Genomic DNA, 17,130 nt, shown 5'->3' with positions numbered 1-17,130 from the left:
GCCGTTCCGTATCAGCGAGTCGCGCCGGTGACCAGCCAGCGGCCGGAGCGGGTGCGCAGCCAGAGGGTCAGCATACGGACCGCCATCATCAGCCCCATCGCCCACCAGAGGGCCGTCAGCCCGCCCCCGAGGACGGGGACGAGCAGCGCGACGGGCGCGAAGACCGCCAGGGTCACGAGCATGGCTCCGGCAAGATACGGGCCGTCCCCGGCGCCCATCAGGACGCCGTCGAGTATGAAGACGATGCCGGCGATTGGCTGTGAGACGGCCACCACCAGCAGGGCCGGCAGCAGGGTGTCCCGTACCTCCTGATCGCCGGTGAAGAGCGGAATGAACAGCGGACGCGCGAGCACGATGAGGGCGCCGAGCAGCACCCCGGACACGATCCCCCACTGCACCATGCGACGGCAGGCGGCCCGGGCGCTCTCGGTGTCTCCGGCCCCGAGATAGCGGCCTATGATCGCCTGCCCCGCTATGGCTATCGCATCGAGCGCGAAGGCCATCAGGCTCCACAGCGACAGGATGATCTGGTGGGCGGCCACATCCGCGTCGCCCAGACGCGCGGCGACCGCCGTGGCGATCATCAGGACCGCGCGCAACGAGAGCGTACGGACGAGCAGCGGGACACCGGCATGCGCGCCAGCCCGTATCCCGGCGGGGTCGGGGCGCAGCGACGCGCCATGCCGGCGCGCTCCCCGTACGACGACCACCAGATAGACGGCGGCCATGGCCCACTGGGCGACGACCGTGCCCCAGGCGGAGCCCGCGATACCGAGACCGGCACCGTAGACGAGAGCGGCGTTGAGTGCGGCGTTGGCGCCGAAGCCGCCGATGGCGACATAGAGCGGGGTACGGGTGTCCTGGAGCCCGCGCAGTACGCCGGTCGCGGCGAGTACGACCAGCATGGCGGGGATGCCCAGGCTGGAGATCCGCAAATAGGTGATGGCGTAAGGGGCCGCGGTGTCGGACGCGCCGAAGAGTCCGATGAGCGCGGGCGCGGTGGGGAGGGTGACGGCGACAACGGCGGCACCGAGGAGGAGCGCGAGCCAGATGCCGTCCATGCCCTGGCGGATGGCGCCCGGGAGATCGCCCGCGCCGACGCGGCGGGCGACGGCCGCGGTGGTGGCGTAGGCGAGGAAGACGAAGATGCTCACCGCGGAGGTGAGCAGGGCTGCCGCGATGCTCAGTCCCGCGAGCTGCGGGGTGCCGAGGTGTCCCACGATCGCGCTGTCCACCATGACGAAGAGCGGCTCGGCGATCAGGGCACCGAAGGCGGGGACGGCGAGTGCGACGATCTCGCGGTCGTGCCGTCGCCGGAGGGTTCTGGGTGCCGCGGGCGCCTCTGTCATGGGCTCAATCTAATCTTCCACAGGTAAGCGACGCAATGGGCTTTGAGTCCTTACCCGGTGTGTGAGTGAGGGCTCCGCCGCACGCTGTTTTCCGTGATCTTGGCCCAGTTGGGAAAGTTTTTCTCCCCCACAGCCGGTGGATGGAAAAAGGCCAGCTCATGGTGGGTGCGGCGGGGGCGCTCCGACTTTGTCCACAGTGCTGTCCCCCGCTCCGTGCACAGGTTCACCGGGGTTCTCCACAGCATCTGGTCCGTCGTCCACATGGCCTGTGGATAACCAGATTGGCTGACGGTGCCCGCAGGCCTAACGTGGACCGGCGTCCGACGCGCCGGAACCGGGTTCAGGCCCTCTCGTTTTGTCAGTGTCGTGCCGTAGAAAGAGTGGCACGGCGAGGTCCGCAGGGCGGACGGGAGGAGGTGGCCGGTGAGCATTCCCGAGCCATTGGACGATCCCTGGACCGACGCCGGTCCCAGCGACCGACTGCCTGTCTCGCGGCAGCGCCGCGGCGAGGGCCGGGGTCGCGACGAGCAGCATGAGCGTGGCCGGGACACCGGGGTCTGGGACGGTGGATCCCCCGGGGCCACCGGTTTCGAGCGGGTTCCCCCGCAGGACCTGGACGCCGAGCAGTCGGTCCTGGGCGGCATGCTGCTGTCCAAGGACGCCATCGCCGATGTCGTCGAGATCATCAAGGGGCACGACTTCTACCGCCCCGCGCACGAGACCGTCTTCCAGGCGATTCTCGACCTGTACGCGAAGGGGGAGCCGGCCGACCCGATCACGGTCGCGGCGGAGCTGACCAGACGCGGGGAGATCAACCGTATCGGCGGTGCCTCGGTCCTCCACACGCTCGTCCAGATGGTGCCGACCGCGGCCAACGCGTCGTACTACGCGGAGATCGTGCATGAGCGGGCGGTGCTGCGGCGGCTCGTCGAGGCAGGCACGAAGATCACGCAGATGGGGTACGCCGCCGACGGCGATGTCGACGAGATCGTCAACTCGGCGCAGGCGGAGATCTACGCGGTCACCGAGCAGCGGACCAGCGAGGACTATCTGCCGCTGGGCGACATCATGGAGGGCGCGCTCGACGAGATCGAGGCGATCGGTTCGCGCAGCGGGGAGATGACCGGGGTGCCGACGGGTTTCACGGACTTCGACTCCCTCACCAACGGTCTGCATCCCGGCCAGATGATCGTCATCGCCGCCCGCCCCGCGATGGGAAAGTCGACGCTCGCCCTGGACTTCGCCCGGGCCGCGTCCATCAAGAACAATCTGCCCAGCGTGATCTTCTCGCTCGAAATGGGCCGGAACGAGATCGCGATGCGTCTGCTGTCCGCGGAGGCGCGGGTGGCGCTGCACCATATGCGCTCCGGCACGATGACGGACGAGGACTGGACCCGGCTGGCCCGCCGGATGCCCGATGTCTCCCAGGCGCCGCTCTACATCGACGATTCGCCGAACCTCTCGATGATGGAGATCCGGGCCAAGTGCCGCCGCCTCAAGCAGCGCAACGACCTCAAGCTGGTGGTCATCGACTACCTCCAGCTCATGCAGTCCGGCGGCTCGAAACGCGCCGAGAGCCGCCAGCAGGAGGTCTCGGACATGTCGCGAAACCTCAAGCTCCTCGCCAAGGAACTGGAACTGCCGGTCATCGCCCTCTCCCAGCTCAACCGAGGCCCCGAGCAGCGTACGGACAAGAAGCCGATGGTCTCCGACCTCCGCGAATCGGGCTCCATCGAGCAGGACGCGGACATGGTGATCCTGCTCCACCGCGAGGACGCGTACGAAAAGGAATCCCCCCGCGCCGGCGAAGCCGACCTGATCGTCGCCAAACACCGCAACGGCCCGACGGCAACGATCACAGTGGCCTTCCAGGGCCACTACTCGCGCTTCGTGGACATGGCGCAGACGTGAGCCGTTGTCGGGAGGGGTGCTAAACCTTGACCACGCAGAAGGGGTGGCCGGCCGGATCGGTGAAGACGCGCCATCTGTCTCCTCCCGGCTGGTGATCCGGCTTGACCGCACCCAGTTCCAGGAGCCGGGTCTCGGCCTCGTCCAGGTCGTCGACCGCGAAGTCGAGGTGGAACTGCTGGGGGACGGTCTGGTCGGGCCAGCGTGGTGCCTGGTAGTCGTCGACTCGTTGAAAGCCGATGACGAGCCCGTCCCCACGGCTGAGACCGGCGAAGTCGGCGTCGGATTTCGGGTGGGGCTCGAGGCCGGTGGCCTGCTGATAGAACGCCGCGAGAGTCGGCGGATCAGGGCAGTCGAGCGTTATCGCGGTCAACTTCATCCGTGAGGACATAGCACCTCCGGGCTGTGACGGGCCAGCGCGGGCTGTGTCCGGGAGGCGTTGGGCCGTGGGCCGGACACGACAGACGTAACAATGGCCGGTGCCCCGCTCCGTCGGCAGGGGGCGGGGCACCGGGGCTTGGCGGGTCTCTAGGAGACGACTCGGCTGACCAACTGGCCGCGGACGCGGGCCGGGATGGCTGGGGCGAAGCGGCGTAGGTAGTGGTCCATGTGTGTGTCGTCGCCCAGCAGGAACGGCAGGTCGAAGACGAGGAGCTTACGGACCGCCAGCAGCGGCAGGGGAGCGCGCAGCGGGCGGAAGCCGGAGTTCCACAGGCCCGGCTCCTCGCAGACCGGGTGGAACTGGCCGATCATCAGGCCGTCGGCCACGAACTCGTCCTTGGCCTTGCGCTGAAGCTCGTCCAGCTCGCCCGAGTCCGTACGGTCGAAGTGCGGCAGGACCAGCAGCAGGGTCAGCAGCTCCTGGTCCTCCTCGTCGAGGTCGGCCGAGAGCCGCTCGTACCAGGCCCGCAGGGAGCCGACGGCCGCGGACAGGTCCGTGCTCCCCGCGTCGGCCAGGACGGCCAGGTGGAAGAGCTGCTTGCGCAGCGAGGGCTGGGTGTACGGGCACACCGGGCCGCTGCGGCCCAGTTCGGGATGGCCGGACACCAGGAAGTCGCCGCTCCACTCCAGGACCTCGCGGAGGTGGCCGAGATGGAGCCGCGGCACCTCACCCGCGGCCACTTCGGCCGCCGTCCAGAACCGGATCTGCTCGTCGCCCCTCATCGCGGGTCCCGCCACATGGGCCGGAGCGAAGGGCCGCCGTCCGGCAGCACGATGTCGTCGCCCAGCCGTACGAAGTTCTGCCGCAGGCAGAGTGCCTCACCACCGGGTGAACTGGCCTCCGTGTACGCCGGGCAGCCGTCCCGGTCGGCACGGTCGAGCAGCTCCTGGAGCAGTACCGAGAGCAGACCGTTCCGCTGCCGCGAGGGGCGGACCGCGCCGAACGACGCGTAGTAGTGGTCGGGTTCGGCCGGATGGCGCTCGGCCTGGAGCCTGACGATGGTCCCGAGCGGCTCGGCGTACTCACCGAGCGCTTCGGCGAACCGCCGCTCCAGCTCCTCTCCGCGCTCGTCCACCTGCTTCGAGGCGCCCGGCGGCAGGAACAGCATCACCGCGTCGCCGCAGGGCGAGACGGACACCCCGTCGTAGTCGTGCGAGACCTCGACGAAGATCCGGAACAGGCCGGGCAGCAGCTCGGCCCGGCGTCGGCCGTCCGGAATGATCCAGCGGGTCAGCGGATCGTCGTGGAAGGCCGCGGCCAGCAGCGCGGCCAGATCATCGGTGTCCGGCCTGGCAGGACGGCGCGGGACACCACGCGGCGGACTTTCGATCGTGGACAACGGTTCCCTCCGGAAGGCGGTGCGGGGGCCGTGCGCTACCGCTCCTCGCCGCGTACGGCGAGTTGCTCCACCCGGGCGTGCAGGCGGTCGAGATAGTGCTCGGCCTCCGGCTTGATCAGGACACTGCGCATTACCCGTGCCGCATCGGCGTCGCGGACGATCCGCGGATGCCGGCGTACGAACGCCTCGGCGTCCGTACGCAGCACACTCAGAAAGACCGGCTCCTGATGAGCGGTCATGCCGTCCTGCAGCAGACGTCCCGACGCCGCGTCGACGGCGGACAGCGAGGCCGGCCGGGTCACCGGGAAGTAGTTGACGATGTCGAGATCGGGCCGCTGGTACAGCTCCAGGGCGTCCGAGGCCGCCAGCAGATCCGCCCAGCGCAGCGCCGCGCGGCGGTTGGCCGCGAGGATCGCCCCGAACCCGTCCGGGGTCAGCGGCAGGAGCTGGAGAGTCAGCCACAGCCCGGCCGCCGCGGCACCCGCCCGCGAGCACTCCAGGCTGATCTCGCCCAAATGCAGCTCGGCATCGGTGAAATAGGTGTACGGCGAGTCGTGCGCGAAGTGCCGGCCCGCGCGCGGATCCGGGAAGAGCACCGCCCCGCAGCCATAGGGCTGAAGGCCGTGCTTGTGCGGATCCACCACGACCGAGTCGCACTCGGCGACCGCCTGCCACGGCCTCGGGTCGATCCCCTCGGTGGCGTCGGCCCGCCCGAGGAGCGCGTAGAAACCGCCGTACGCCGCGTCCACATGTACCCGCGCCCCGTACCGCCGGGCCAGCGGCAGCACCTCGTGCACCGGGTCCACGGCCCCCAGACCCGTGGTGCCCGTGGTCACCACCACCGTGCCGATCCGTCCCGTCTTGAGCAGGCTCTCCAGCGCGTCCAGGTCGATCCGCCCGTACGAGTCGACCGCGACCCGGTGGCCCTCGACGCCCAGCACCTCGCACATCCGCTCATGCGTGTAGTGGCACTCCGAGCTGTACGCCACGCCGCGGTCCGGGTGCAGCCGCCGGGCCACATACAGCGCTTCGAGGTTCGCCATCGTGCCGCTGGTCGTGAGATGTCCGACATGCGCGGGCAGGCCGAACATCTCCGCCAGGGCCGCGACGCACTCCCGCTCCATCTCGGTGGTCGCGGGACCGCCCTCCGCCGCGTGGTTGTTGGGGTTGAACAGCATCGCCGTGAGATAGCCGACGACGGCGGCCGGATGCGGCGGCTTCACCATCTGCCCCGCGTAACGCGGATGGAAGAAGGGGTAGTTGTCCTCCATCCGCTTGGCGAAGCGGCTGAAGGCGTCGGCGAACGCCTCGTCGCTCACCCGGTGCGCCATATGCGGCTCGTAGGGGCCGAACCGCTCGCCCCATTGCTCGGCCACATCCACCGCGCGCGGCAGCCAGTAGCGAAGATCCACGGTCAGCCTTCCCGGGCATACGACTCGGATACGGGCATACAGCTCGGATGTACGACTCGGATGTACGCGGGAATACGTATACGGGCCGGACCGCAAGCGGCGCGCAACGCGCGTCGACCCGCCCGTGCCAGCCGTTCCGCGGCTTGCGAAATGGAGTCGACTCGGCAGGGCGGCACCGGTAGATGTGGCTCATGACATCGCCTGCATTGTCCACATCGCCCGCATCGCCTTTTGAAGAGCTGCTGCCCGGCACCCGACGGGCCCTGCTGCACCGCATCGCCCTCGCCCAGTCCGAGGGCCGCGCCCCCTCGCTGGTCGCGGCGGTGGCCCGGGAGGGACGGATGGTCTGGACGGGTTCCCGTACCTGTGTGGACGGGCATGCCCCGGACGCCGACACCCAGTACCGCATCGGGTCGATCACCAAGACCTTCACCGCCGTACTGGTGCTGCGGCTGCGCGACGAAGGACTGCTCGATCTCAGCGACCCGCTGGAGAAGCACCTTCCGGGCACCGGGGTGGGCGAGATCACCGTCGCCCAGCTTCTCGACCACACCGCGGGACTGGCTGCCGAGACTCCGGCACCCTGGTGGGAACGGACACCGGGCACCTCACGCCCGGAACTCTCCGATGTCCTCGGCGAGCGGCCCGTACTCCATCCGTCCGGGCGCCGGCACCACTACTCCAATCCCGGCTACACCCTGCTGGGTTCGCTGATCGAGGCGGTACGGGGGGTGTCCTGGGAGGAGGCGCTGCGGCGGGAGATCCTGGAGCCGCTGGGCATGAACCGTACGACCGCTCGGCCCGTCGCCCCGCATGCCGGAGGCTGGGCCGTGCATCCCTGGGCCGATGTGATGCTGCCCGAGCCCGCCATGGACCTCGGGTTGATGGCCCCGGCAGGACAGCTCTGGTCGACCGCCGCCGATCTGTGCCGCTTCGCGGTCTTCCTCGCCGAGGGCGACGACACGGTGCTGAGTGCCGAGTCCGTACGGGAGATGCGAACCCCGTCCGCTCCGCCCGAGGCCGGGCAGTGGGACGGCGGCTATGGGCTCGGTGTCCAGCTTGCCCGCCGGGGCGGCCGGAGCCTGCTCGGCCATGGCGGGTCGCTGCCGGGCTTTGTCGCCTCCCTGTGGGTGAGCGTGGCGGACGGGGTGGGGGCGGTGGTGCTCGCCAATGCCACCTCGGGGCCGGCGGTCGGGGCTGTCGCCGTCGATCTCATCGGGATTGTGGCGGATGCCGAGCCTCGGATCCCCGAGCCCTGGCGCCCGCTGCCCGAGGTCGATCAGAAGGTGCTGGACCTCACCGGACCGTGGTACTGGGGCACCCATGCCTTCGCCCTGAAGCTGGCGGCGGACCGCGGGGTGGATCTGCACCCACTACGCGGCGGCGGGCGTGGCTCGCGCTTTGCCGCGGAGCCGGATGGCACCTGGACGGGGCTCGACGGCTACTACGCGGGGGAGACCTTGCGAGTGGTGCGCAGGCCGGACGGCTCGGTGGACCATCTCGACCTTGGCTCGTTCGCCTTTACCCGCCATCCCTATGACCCAGAGGCGGATGTGCCCGGCGGGGTGGACGAGGGCGGCTGGCGCGGTTTGGCAACGTGAAACAAGCGGATGTTTCACGTGAAACAGGCATAGCTGGTTGATCTCCGACAGGCTCTTCGGTGCTCGGTGCTCGGTGCTCGGGGGCAGGATTCGGTGCTCGGGGGTGAGGGGGGCAGGGCCCGAGCCCTGGGGGTCAGAGCTGGAGTTTGAAGCCCAGATGGGAGGCGGTGAAGCCCAGCCGCTCATAGAAGCGATGCGCGTCGGTACGGCTCGCATCGGAGGTGAGCTGGACCAACTGGCAGCCCTGGCGCCGGGATTCATCGACCGCCCACTCGATGAACCGGGTGCCGAGCCCGCTGCCACGCTCATCGCGATGGACGCGTACTCCCTCGATGACTGAGCGCAGGGCACCTCGCCGGGAGAGTCCGGGGACGATGGTGAGCTGGAGCGTACCGACCACCCGGCCGTCGCGTACGGCCACCATCAGATGCTGGTTCGGGTCGCTCGCGAGGCGCTGAAAGGCCGCGGTGTACGGCGTGAGGTCGTCGGGGGACTCGCGCTGGGCGCCCAGCGGATCGTCCGCGAGCATCGCCACAATGGCGGGGATGTCGTCGGGGGCCGCACGCCGTATCTCCGGATCGCTCATGATCCGCAGGGTACGCCGGGACCCCGGCGGGGGGATCCAAGGGCGCCGGCCAGGACCTGGGCCGTGTCTGCCGCATCCCGTCTGGCGCGCGGCGGTCGGCACGGCTCAGGGGCGATCCCGGCCGGTGGCTCGTACCGCGACGGTCCGCCGTCCGGTTCAGCCCGTCGCCAGATTCAGCGGTGCGAACCGCCTGGTCCAGTCACCCGGTTGGTCGGGGATGCCATGGATCATCGTGGTGGTCCGGGTGGTCGGCTCCAGACCATGGTCCTTCACCCAGGCCAGCAGCTCTTCGTGGCGTATGTCGATCACCGTACGCAGCGGCCGACCGGAATCGGCGATCCCGGCCGTCAGGGAGCTGACAAGGGCCTTCGCCGTATCGGTGTCCTTGGCGATCAGCGGGCCGATCACATCCGCCGCGGGTGTGGGCCAGGCGGCCGCGTAACCGATGAGCCCCGAGCTGTCCTCCGCGACCCTGAGGTGGTCCGCGAAGGCAGGGAGGCGCACGATCAAATGGGTACGGTCGGCACCGAAGATCTGACTGTCCAGGCGGACGATGGCCGACAGATCATCGGCGGTCGCGGGCCGGGTCGTCACCCGGGCCTGCGACGGCATCGACTCCGGGGTCTTGAAGTGCCCGAGAACCGTCTGGGTCAGGCCGATGCTGGTGAAGCCGAGCTGCTGATAGAGCGGCAGGCCGTACTCCGTGGCGTTCAGGATGAGCGGAGTGTCCCCCGCTTCGCGCAGCACATGCGTCATCATCCGGCGGCCGAGGCCCTGCCGGGCATGCCGTCCGGCGACCAGCATCATGCCGACCGTGGCGAGACCCCGGTCGCCCGAGACGCCGTACGCCCCGAGGCGCGGGGTCTCGCTCCCGGAGCGGGAGCCGTACGAGGAGCCGCTCGGGGACCCAGAGGAGCCGCTCGGGGACCCAGGGGACCTCGGGGACCCAGGGGACCCGTACGACCGGTACGAGGCGCTGTATGCGGAACCGTACGACGTGATCACACAGACGGCGGCCAGCCCTCTGCCCTCCGGATCGTCGATGCCGTATCCGGTGCCCGCCGTCAGCAGCAGACCCCACCTGCGCTCCTCTCGCGCCCAACCGCGGTCCTCGGCGAGGTCCGCACAGGACATGAGGTCGTTCATGGTCAGACGGCGGATCGGCAAAGCGGAGAGTGGTGTCGCTGTCGGCATGGGGATCAGGCTGTCGGAGTCGATGATCGTTCGTCCACCAGTTTGCGGGAAGTGGTGCGAGAAGCGGCGCGGGAAGTGGTCGTGATCCGATGGCGTCGGCCGCGCCGGGTCGGCCCCCAGGGCTTGAGTACCGAGATCGCGGTCATAAAGAAATACGCGGAACTCGCCACCGTGGGGGCGGCGATCAGGCTGGTGTTGGGTATCCCGAGGACCGCGGCCTGATTGATGGTCGGCCGCAGTGCAAAGACCGTCGCCACGAAGGTGATCAGGGTGAGCCAGAGCTTGATCGAGACCCACCAGTGGCGGGCCAGGCCCCAGGGCGTACCGAGTGAGAGCACCAGTCCGCTGACCAGAGCGAGCAGTGCCACTGGGACGATCAGCCAGTTGGCGAGGATCTTCATGGCGTCATAGCTGGCCTGGGTGGTGGCGGGGGCGTCGGTGGTGTAGGCGGTCACGCCAAGCGTCAGCAGGCCGAGGGTGAGCCCCAGCCAGCTCACAGAGGTGGCGACATGGACAACGAGGAGCGCCCGACGGACGGACCGAGTGAGTGGTTTCACGTGAAACACGGTGCCGTCCGGCCGGTGGAAGGGCGTCTGACGACGGGAGTAACCGTACGTACTAACCTCGGCGTACATGGCGAGCGTACGCAGACTGCATCTCTTTGACCTCGATGGAACGCTCATCCGTGGATCGGCCGCCGCTGTGGAGATCTCCCGGCAGCTCGGGCTGAGCACCGAGATCGCCGCGCTGGAGGCCGACTTCCTCTCCCGGGGGATGGCGCCGGACGAGTTCGCGGTCCGGGCGCGGGAGCTGTGGGCCGATCTGACTGTTGCGCAGGTGTCGGCGGCCTTCGAAGGGGCGCCCTGGCTGGCCGGAATCCGTGAGGTCTGGGCGGATATCCGGAGCCAAGGTGATTACTGTGCCGTTATTTCCCTCTCGCCCGACTTCTTTGTTACGCGGCTGCTGGACTGGGGCGCCCATGCGGCCCATGGTTCACGCTGGCCGCTGGTGCCTTTCACCGAGCCGGTCGACCGGGCGGGCATTCTGAGCCCGGCGGCGAAAGTGAAGGTCGCGAACCGGCTGTGTGCAGAGTTCGGGGTAAGGCTGGACGACTGCGTTGCATACGGTGATTCGATGTCGGACGCCGAGATCTTCGCGGTGGTGCCCAGGGCGGTGGCGGTGAATGCGGACCACCATCTGTCCGGGCTGGCCACCCACACGTACAGCGGAGGCGATCTGCGCGAGGCGTACCAACTCGTCTGTCCCGTACGGTAAGTGGGGCGCCCGCGACAGTAATACCCTGGCCCGCAGGTGCTGCGGGAAACGCGGCTGGAAACCGCGAATGGGCACGGGAGCAATGGAGCCTAACGGTAAATCCGGTGTGGATGGCCGGACTTCGCGCTCTTTGTCCCATGCGCTGACGCTTCCTGCCATGCTGCGACGGCAGGGATAGCGGTCAATCTCACACTCTGCCGGTTCCGACCCCGGTGAGAGGTATGGCGGCGGCTAATGTGGGCTGCCAACAGTCCTAGTCAGAGCGGGGAATTGCTAGCGCATTCCGGGCCAGCGGAAGTGCGCAGACCGACCGAAAGATGTTCGAGGCGAGGCACACCATGGACGCTCCGACCACCACGTCGGCCGACAACGGCACTTCCGGAGGGAACGGAAGGGGCGGTTGGTTCGCTCCCCGCAGAGCGCCGAGCGGCGACGGCCGCACGGACTCCGGTACGGCGGAGGGGACCGCGACCGGTACGCCGGAGGCGGCAGGCCGGGAGCGAATAGCCGTGCCGAGCCGGTCACTTGCGTCCATACGCCCGGTCGGTTCCGGAGCGGCGCGTCCTGGACGGCCTCCGCGCGAGGGCCCCGCGGGGCATGACAGCCGGCCGGATGCCGCCTCCCGGCCTCCCGCGCCCGTGAATGACGTACCCGACGCCTTCCGGCCTCGCACCAAGGGGCCCCGCGGCGGGGATGTACCGGCCGTGCATCCGCCGGTCCACGAGGGTCCCGGCACGACGGCCGCGCCCGGTGGAGCGCCGCGGCCGGCCTCTCCCGCGGCCCCGGGGGAAGCGGCCGTACGATCTGCCGGCGCGCGGCAGGAGCCCGTACAGCAGGCCTCCGTGCAGGCCCCCATGCAGGCGCCCGTCCGGCCCGGCCCCGTACAACAGCCGTTCGAAGCGCGCCCCCCGGCCGCGCAGCCCGCCGCGGCACAGCCCGGGGCCATGCCGCGAGCAACGGATACCGGCGCCTCCGAACCGCGCGCCTCCGAACCGCGCGTCGCTGAGCCGCGCTCGTCCGAGCCGCGCGCCGATGAGGTCAAGGGCGCCGGTCCGCTGCCTCCCCAGGCGGCACCGCTGCCCCAGGAGGCTCCGGCGCCGCGAGCGGCTTCGGTGTCCGCCGCGCTGCCGCCCGAGGTGCCGGCCTCGCAGCCGTCCACCACCGCGCCCGAGTCCTCCGGCTCGCTCTTCGCCGAGGACGCGAACGCGTCCCCCGACGCGGTCCTCATCCGCCGCACGCTGGACGAGGTCGCACCCGTCGCAGACCAGCTCACCTCGTACTTCTACGCGCTGCTCTTCGTCCGCCACCCCGATCTGCGCAGTCTGTTCCCCGCGGCCATGGACGCCCAGCGCGACCGGCTCCTCAAGGCGCTGCTCACCGCCGCCGAGCACATGGACACCCCGGACATCCTGACCGGCTATCTCCGCCAGCTCGGGCGTGGCCACCGGAAGTACGGCACCCAGGCCACGCACTACCCCGCCGTGGGCGAGGCCCTCATCGGCGCCCTGACCCGCTACGCGCTCCTTACCTGGGACGACGAGACCGAGGCCGCCTGGGTCAGGACGTACACGACCATCTCGCAGATCATGATCGACGCCGCCGCCGAGAACGAGCTGTACGCCCCGGCCTGGTGGCAGGCCGAAGTGGTCTCGCACGAACTGCGCACCCCGGACATAGCCGTCGTCACGGTCCGGCCCGACAAGCCGTACCCCTTCCTGGCCGGGCAGTACACCAGCCTGGAGACACCGAGGTGGCCCCGGGTCTGGCGGCACTACTCCTTCGCCTCGGCGCCGCGCCCGGACGGGCTGCTGTCCTTCCACATCAAGGCAGTCCCGGCTGGCTGGGTGTCCAACGCCCTTGTCCATCACGCCAGTCCGGGCGACGTACTGCGCCTCGGTCCGCCGGCCGGTTCGATGACCGTCGACCACAGCAGCCGGAACGGGCTGCTCTGTCTGGGCGGCGGCACAGGCATCGCCCCGATCAAGGCGCTCGTCGAGGATGTAGCCGAGCACGGCCACCGGCGCCCGGTCGAGGTCTTCTACGGCGCGCGCAGCGACCAGGACCTGTACGACATCGAGACGATGCTGCGGCTCCAGAGCGAGCACCCCTGGCTCTCCGTACGCCCGGTGGTCGCCGAGGGGCCCAGCCTGGGCCTGAAGGGACAGCTGCCGGAGGCGGTGCGCGAGCACGGTCCCTGGCACGAGTACGACGCGTATCTGTCGGGGCCGCCCGGGATGATCCGCAGCGGGCTGGACGCGCTCAAGGGCGCGGGGATCCCCTCCGAGCGGATACGCCACGACTCACTCGAAGAGCTGGTGGCAGCCGGCGCCAACTGACCGTGTGCCCGGACTCACGGACGGCCACACGGAAGGACACCATGTCAATGGCGGCCATCAGCCCAGGTCGGGGGCGTGCATCGCGCGCACGCCCTCGATATTGCCGTCCAGATAGTGCCGCAGCGACAGCGGTACGAGATGGACGGCGGCGATCCCGACCCGGCTGAACGGCACCCGGACGATCTCGTACTCCCCGCAGGGCTCGTCCATCTCGGGGCCGTGCCGCAGCGAGGTGTCCATCGACTCCAGCCGGCAGACGAAGAAGTGCTGCACCTTGACGCCGGTCACTCCGCCGCCGGCGATGTGCTCCACGGTGTCGACGAAGCACGGCACCACATCGACGATCTTGGCGCCCAGTTCTTCGTGGACTTCGCGGTGGAGCGCGTCGACAACGGTGGTGTCCGCCGTCTCGACCCCGCCGCCCGGAGTGATCCAGTACGGGTCCACCCCCGGCTTGGTGCGTTTGATGAGGATCAGATCGTCCCCGTCGAGCAGGATGGCGCGTGCGGTGCGCTTGACCACGGGCCGTTCGGTCATGGGAAGAGGTTCGCCCGTACCACCCGTTCTGAAACTCCGGCTGGGCGCCCGGTCACCAGTCCGCCGCGGCGCGCAGCAGCCACTCGTGCGCCCGCGCGACCGGCGGCAGGGCGAGGGTGCCGGTGCGTACGACCATGAAGTAGGTGCGCAGCGGAGGGACCGGCGGATCGAGGAGCGCGACCACCTCTCCCCGTTCCAGTGCCCCCTGGCAGAGGTAGCGGGGCAGTACGGCGAGGCCCGCGCCCGCCACCGCGCATTCCAGTACGGCCCGCAGATCGGGCGCGATCACCGTGCCCGCGGTGGCCGGTCGCGAGTCGAAGACGGCCGTCCAGTAGCGCGAGACGAGCGGCAGGGACTCGTGCACCTCCACCACCGGCAGCCGCTCCAGCACCACATGCCCCTCGCGCAGCACCGTGTGTCCCAGCCGCGCGGCCCAGCGGGGCGCGGCCACCAGCACATGTTCCTCGTCGCAGAGGGGAGTGGCGGTGAGCAGTCCGCCGCGGGGCCGCGCCGTGGTGATGACCAGATCGTGGTGTCCGGCCGCCAGCCCCTCCAGGGCCTCCTCGGCATTGCCGGAGAACGAGGTGCGCAGTGCGAGGCCCTGGGTGGTGAGCGGCGTGAGCGCGGGGAGCGCGCGCAGGGAGATGAACTCCGGCGGCCCGGCGAGATGGAGCGTCCGTACGCCGTACTCCTCGTCGAGCCCGCTCTCGGCGATCTCGACGAGCGCGTCGAGATGGGGCGCCGCCCGCTGCGCGAGTTCGTCGCCGATCGTCGTGGGGGTCACGCCACGCGCCTGGCGCAGGAAGAGCGGGCGGCCGAGCTGCCGCTCCAGGGTTCTGATCTGGCTGGTCACGGCGGGCTGGGAGAGTCCTAGCAGCGCCGCGGCACGGGTGAAGGAGCCGGCGCGGTGGACGGTGACGAAGGTACGCAGCAGAGCGAGGTCCATGTCCCGTGTCCTGCTCTCCTGTCTCGTAGCACCCCCCGCGGCATCTTCGGGCCGTCAACTATAAATAAGTCGATAGCTTGCTGTCGCTACTGTGATTGGACACTGACGCAGAGTCAACTAGCCTTGTGCAAATGGTTCTCCGCGCGTGGAACGCACGGGACCTGGGACGGTCCGAGCCATGAGGGGGGAGGCTCGGACCGTCCGTGTTTCCGCGGTGAACGCGCTGCCCGGCGGACGCGCCGCTCAGCGAGCCGCCTCGGCCAGCGCGCGCAGCACATCCGCCACCAGGTCCTCGGGATCCTCGGCCCCGACGGAGAAGCGGATGAAACCTTCCGGTACGGCGTCGCCGCCCCACCGCCCGCGGCGCTCGGCGGTCGACCGTACGCCGCCGAAGCTTGTCGCGTCGTCCACCAGCCGCAGTCCGGCGAGAAAACGCTCGGCCCGCTCCCGGTCCGGCAGTACGAACGAGACCACGGAGCCGAACCGCCGCATCTGCCGCGAGGCGACGGGGTGCGAGGGATCGCCCGGCAGCCCGGGGTAGCGCAGCCCGGTCACCTCTTCGCGCCCCTCCAGTGCCCGGGCCAGCGTCAGCGCGCTCGCGCACTGCCGGTCGAGGCGGAGTTGGAGCGTTGCCAGCGAACGGTGCGCGAGCCAGGCCTCCATGGGCCCCGGGATCGCCCCGACGACCTTGCGCCAGCGCCGTACCCCCGCCGCGAGCGCGGGATCCGCGCTGGTCACATGGCCGAGCAGGACATCGCCGTGGCCCGTCATGCCCTTGGTGTCGCTGGCCACGGAGAAGTCCGCGCCCAGTTCCAGGGGCCGCTGGCCGAGCGGAGTGGCGAGGGTGTTGTCCACGGCGACGAGAGCACCCGCGGCATGCGCCTCGTCCACCAGCCGCCGGATGTCGCAGACATCGAGACCCGGGTTGGACGGAGTCTCGATCCAGAGCAGTCTGGCGCCGTCGAGGGCGGTGAGCTGGGCGTCGCCGCCGGTCGGCGCCGTCCGTACCGTCACGCCGTACGCCTCCAGGCGCTCCCGCAACAGCGGCAGGGCCTGATAGCCGTCGTCCGGCAGTACGACGATCTCTCCGGCGCGGAGCTGCGAGAAGAGCACCGCCGAGATCGCGGCCATGCCGGAGGCGAAGACGACGGTCTCGACGGACTCCCCCGGTGCCTCCAGCTCGCCGATGGCCCGTTCGAGATGGGTCCAGGTCGGGTTCTCGTCCCGCCCGTAGGTGTACGGGCCCGTCGGCTCGCCCGGGAGGTGGTAGTGGGCGGCGAAGACCGGCCCCGGCAGGGTCGGTTCGTAGGTCACGGGGTCCGGGAGCCCGGCGCGTACCGCCCGCGTACCGTCCCCGATGCCCGTGCTGTCGCCGCTCATGGGGTGGTCAGTCATTGTCGGGGAGTACGACATGGAGTGCCCACGAGACGATCGAGATGACCAGTCCGCCGAGGACGGCGGTCCAGAAGCCGTCGACGTGGAAGCTCAGGTCGAGCTTGTCCGCGAGCCATGAGGTCAGCAGCAGCATCAGGGCGTTGACCACCAGGGTGATCAGGCCGAGCGTGAGGATGAACAGTGGCAGCGTCAGGAGCTTCACCACCGGCTTGACTATGAAGTTCACCAGGCCGAAGACCAGTGCCACGAGCACCAGCGTCAAGGCCTGATTCGCGGTGTTGTCACCAGTGAGCGTGATGTCCGGGACCAGCCAGATGGCCACTGCCAGAGCGCCCGCGTTGGCGATCGTCTTGACTACGAAATTCTTCATGGTCTGATCGTGGCATGAAGGCATTCCGACTTGATGAGCTGGAGGCGGAGCGTGCCGCCAACGACGGGGCGTATCTGCAGTTTCTGCGGGAACGCAACATGTCAGTGGGCCTGTACGCGCTGGACGCCGGGGAGATCGACCCGCAGCTGCCGCACCGGCAGGACGAGGTGTACTTCGTCGTGAGCGGCCGGGCTTCGATCACGGTGGGGATGGAGACGACACAGGTCGGCCGGGGCAGCGTGGTCTACGTGTCGGCCGGAGTCGCGCACAAGTTCCACCACATCACGGAGGATCTGCGGGTGATGGTCGTGTTCTCGCCGCCCGAGAGCTGACCGTGTCTTCCAGGCGCACTCGGGATTCCGTTTCTCAGGGGTGGCTCAGGGTCGGATCAGGGGAGAGCGGGGGGCCGCGCGGCCTCCATGGGCACCGTGGCGCCTCTA

General features: G+C 69.7%; 17 protein-coding genes. 5 read left to right on the top strand and 12 right to left on the bottom strand.

Translation table 11 applies throughout. The features are described 5' to 3' along the window. Positions 1 to 11: 11 nt before the first annotated feature. Positions 12 to 1,349, bottom strand: a complete 1,338-nt coding sequence (locus tag WH07_RS01175) for an MATE family efflux transporter (RefSeq protein ID WP_046494300.1) — start codon at positions 1,347 to 1,349, stop codon at positions 12 to 14. Positions 1,350 to 1,772: 423 nt separating this feature from the next. Here WH07_RS01175 and dnaB point away from each other — a divergent pair, with 423 nt between their 5' ends. After that, positions 1,773 to 3,260 (top strand): replicative DNA helicase, encoded by a 1,488-nt coding sequence (dnaB, locus tag WH07_RS01170; protein WP_046494299.1) that lies wholly within the window; start codon positions 1,773 to 1,775, stop codon positions 3,258 to 3,260. Between the two features lie 19 nt (positions 3,261 to 3,279). Here the strand turns inward: dnaB and WH07_RS01165 are convergent, their stop codons facing one another. From WH07_RS01165 to WH07_RS01150, 4 genes are all read right to left on the bottom strand, one after another. Then, entirely contained in the window at positions 3,280 to 3,648 is a 369-nt protein-coding gene (locus tag WH07_RS01165; protein WP_046494298.1) for a VOC family protein, read from the bottom strand. 137 nt (positions 3,649 to 3,785) lie between these two features. Continuing rightward, the gene (locus tag WH07_RS01160; RefSeq protein ID WP_046494361.1) at positions 3,786 to 4,421 is read right to left on the bottom strand and encodes a DUF6875 domain-containing protein; all 636 of its coding nucleotides are present in this window, start codon (positions 4,419 to 4,421) and stop codon (positions 3,786 to 3,788) included. Then, positions 4,418 to 5,038 (bottom strand): GNAT family N-acetyltransferase, encoded by a 621-nt coding sequence (locus tag WH07_RS01155; protein ID WP_052744182.1) that lies wholly within the window; start codon positions 5,036 to 5,038, stop codon positions 4,418 to 4,420. Before WH07_RS01155 ends, WH07_RS01160 begins: the two co-directional genes overlap by 4 nt. 35 nt (positions 5,039 to 5,073) lie before the next feature. Then, positions 5,074 to 6,450 carry a pyridoxal phosphate-dependent decarboxylase family protein gene (locus WH07_RS01150; RefSeq protein WP_046494297.1) on the bottom strand — a complete coding sequence of 459 codons (1,377 nt, stop codon included), beginning with the start codon at positions 6,448 to 6,450 and terminating at the stop codon, positions 5,074 to 5,076. 191 nt (positions 6,451 to 6,641) lie between these two features. On the opposite strand from WH07_RS01150, the gene WH07_RS01145 reads away from it, so the two are divergent. Then, positions 6,642 to 8,051, top strand: a complete 1,410-nt coding sequence (locus WH07_RS01145; RefSeq protein ID WP_079022862.1) for a serine hydrolase domain-containing protein — start codon at positions 6,642 to 6,644, stop codon at positions 8,049 to 8,051. A 133-nt stretch (positions 8,052 to 8,184) separates the two neighbouring features. Here the strand turns inward: WH07_RS01145 and WH07_RS01140 are convergent, their stop codons facing one another. The 3 genes from WH07_RS01140 to WH07_RS01130 all read right to left on the bottom strand — a co-directional run bounded on the left by WH07_RS01140 (position 8,185) and on the right by WH07_RS01130 (position 10,388). Beyond that, a complete protein-coding gene (locus tag WH07_RS01140) occupies positions 8,185 to 8,637 on the bottom strand; it encodes a GNAT family N-acetyltransferase (protein WP_046494295.1) in 453 nt (150 codons plus the stop codon). A 156-nt stretch (positions 8,638 to 8,793) separates the two neighbouring features. Continuing rightward, positions 8,794 to 9,831 carry a GNAT family N-acetyltransferase gene (locus WH07_RS40740; RefSeq protein ID WP_046494294.1) on the bottom strand — a complete coding sequence of 346 codons (1,038 nt, stop codon included), beginning with the start codon at positions 9,829 to 9,831 and terminating at the stop codon, positions 8,794 to 8,796. A gap of 5 nt (positions 9,832 to 9,836) precedes the next feature. Further along, the gene (locus WH07_RS01130) at positions 9,837 to 10,388 is read right to left on the bottom strand and encodes a hypothetical protein (protein WP_046494293.1); all 552 of its coding nucleotides are present in this window, start codon (positions 10,386 to 10,388) and stop codon (positions 9,837 to 9,839) included. Positions 10,389 to 10,464: 76 nt separating this feature from the next. Between WH07_RS01130 and WH07_RS01125 the strand changes: the two genes are divergently transcribed. Together WH07_RS01125 and WH07_RS01120 are read left to right on the top strand one after the other, a co-directional pair. Then, positions 10,465 to 11,106 (top strand): HAD family hydrolase, encoded by a 642-nt coding sequence (locus tag WH07_RS01125; RefSeq protein ID WP_046494292.1) that lies wholly within the window; start codon positions 10,465 to 10,467, stop codon positions 11,104 to 11,106. An 854-nt stretch (positions 11,107 to 11,960) separates the two neighbouring features. After that, on the top strand, positions 11,961 to 13,442 hold the full coding sequence (locus WH07_RS01120; RefSeq protein WP_106409486.1) for a globin domain-containing protein: 1,482 nt from the start codon (positions 11,961 to 11,963) through the stop codon (positions 13,440 to 13,442). Positions 13,443 to 13,499: 57 nt separating this feature from the next. Here the strand turns inward: WH07_RS01120 and WH07_RS01115 are convergent, their stop codons facing one another. The 4 genes from WH07_RS01115 to WH07_RS01100 form a co-directional block, all read right to left on the bottom strand. Further along, entirely contained in the window at positions 13,500 to 13,979 is a 480-nt protein-coding gene (locus WH07_RS01115) for an NUDIX domain-containing protein (protein WP_046494291.1), read from the bottom strand. A 52-nt stretch (positions 13,980 to 14,031) separates the two neighbouring features. Next, on the bottom strand, positions 14,032 to 14,925 hold the full coding sequence (locus tag WH07_RS01110) for a LysR family transcriptional regulator (RefSeq protein ID WP_046494290.1): 894 nt from the start codon (positions 14,923 to 14,925) through the stop codon (positions 14,032 to 14,034). Between the two features lie 243 nt (positions 14,926 to 15,168). After that, positions 15,169 to 16,320, bottom strand: a complete 1,152-nt coding sequence (locus WH07_RS01105; RefSeq protein ID WP_232788661.1) for a cystathionine gamma-lyase — start codon at positions 16,318 to 16,320, stop codon at positions 15,169 to 15,171. Then, complete coding sequence (locus tag WH07_RS01100) at positions 16,313 to 16,690, bottom strand: phage holin family protein (RefSeq protein ID WP_046494288.1); 378 nt, start codon at positions 16,688 to 16,690, stop codon at positions 16,313 to 16,315. The genes WH07_RS01105 and WH07_RS01100 overlap by 8 nt, the downstream gene beginning before the upstream one ends. Positions 16,691 to 16,704: 14 nt before the next feature. Between WH07_RS01100 and WH07_RS01095 the strand changes: the two genes are divergently transcribed. Beyond that, positions 16,705 to 17,022: a cupin domain-containing protein gene (locus WH07_RS01095; protein WP_046494287.1), complete on the top strand. Its 318-nt coding sequence runs from the start codon at positions 16,705 to 16,707 to the stop codon at positions 17,020 to 17,022. The last annotated feature ends 108 nt before the right edge of the window (positions 17,023 to 17,130 follow it).

Source organism: Streptomyces odonnellii (assembly GCF_000981895.1).
Lineage (GTDB): Bacteria > Actinomycetota > Actinomycetes > Streptomycetales > Streptomycetaceae > Streptomyces > Streptomyces odonnellii.
The sequence above is the reverse complement of the archived record's forward strand: the minus strand, read 5'-3'. Positions and strand labels throughout refer to the sequence as shown.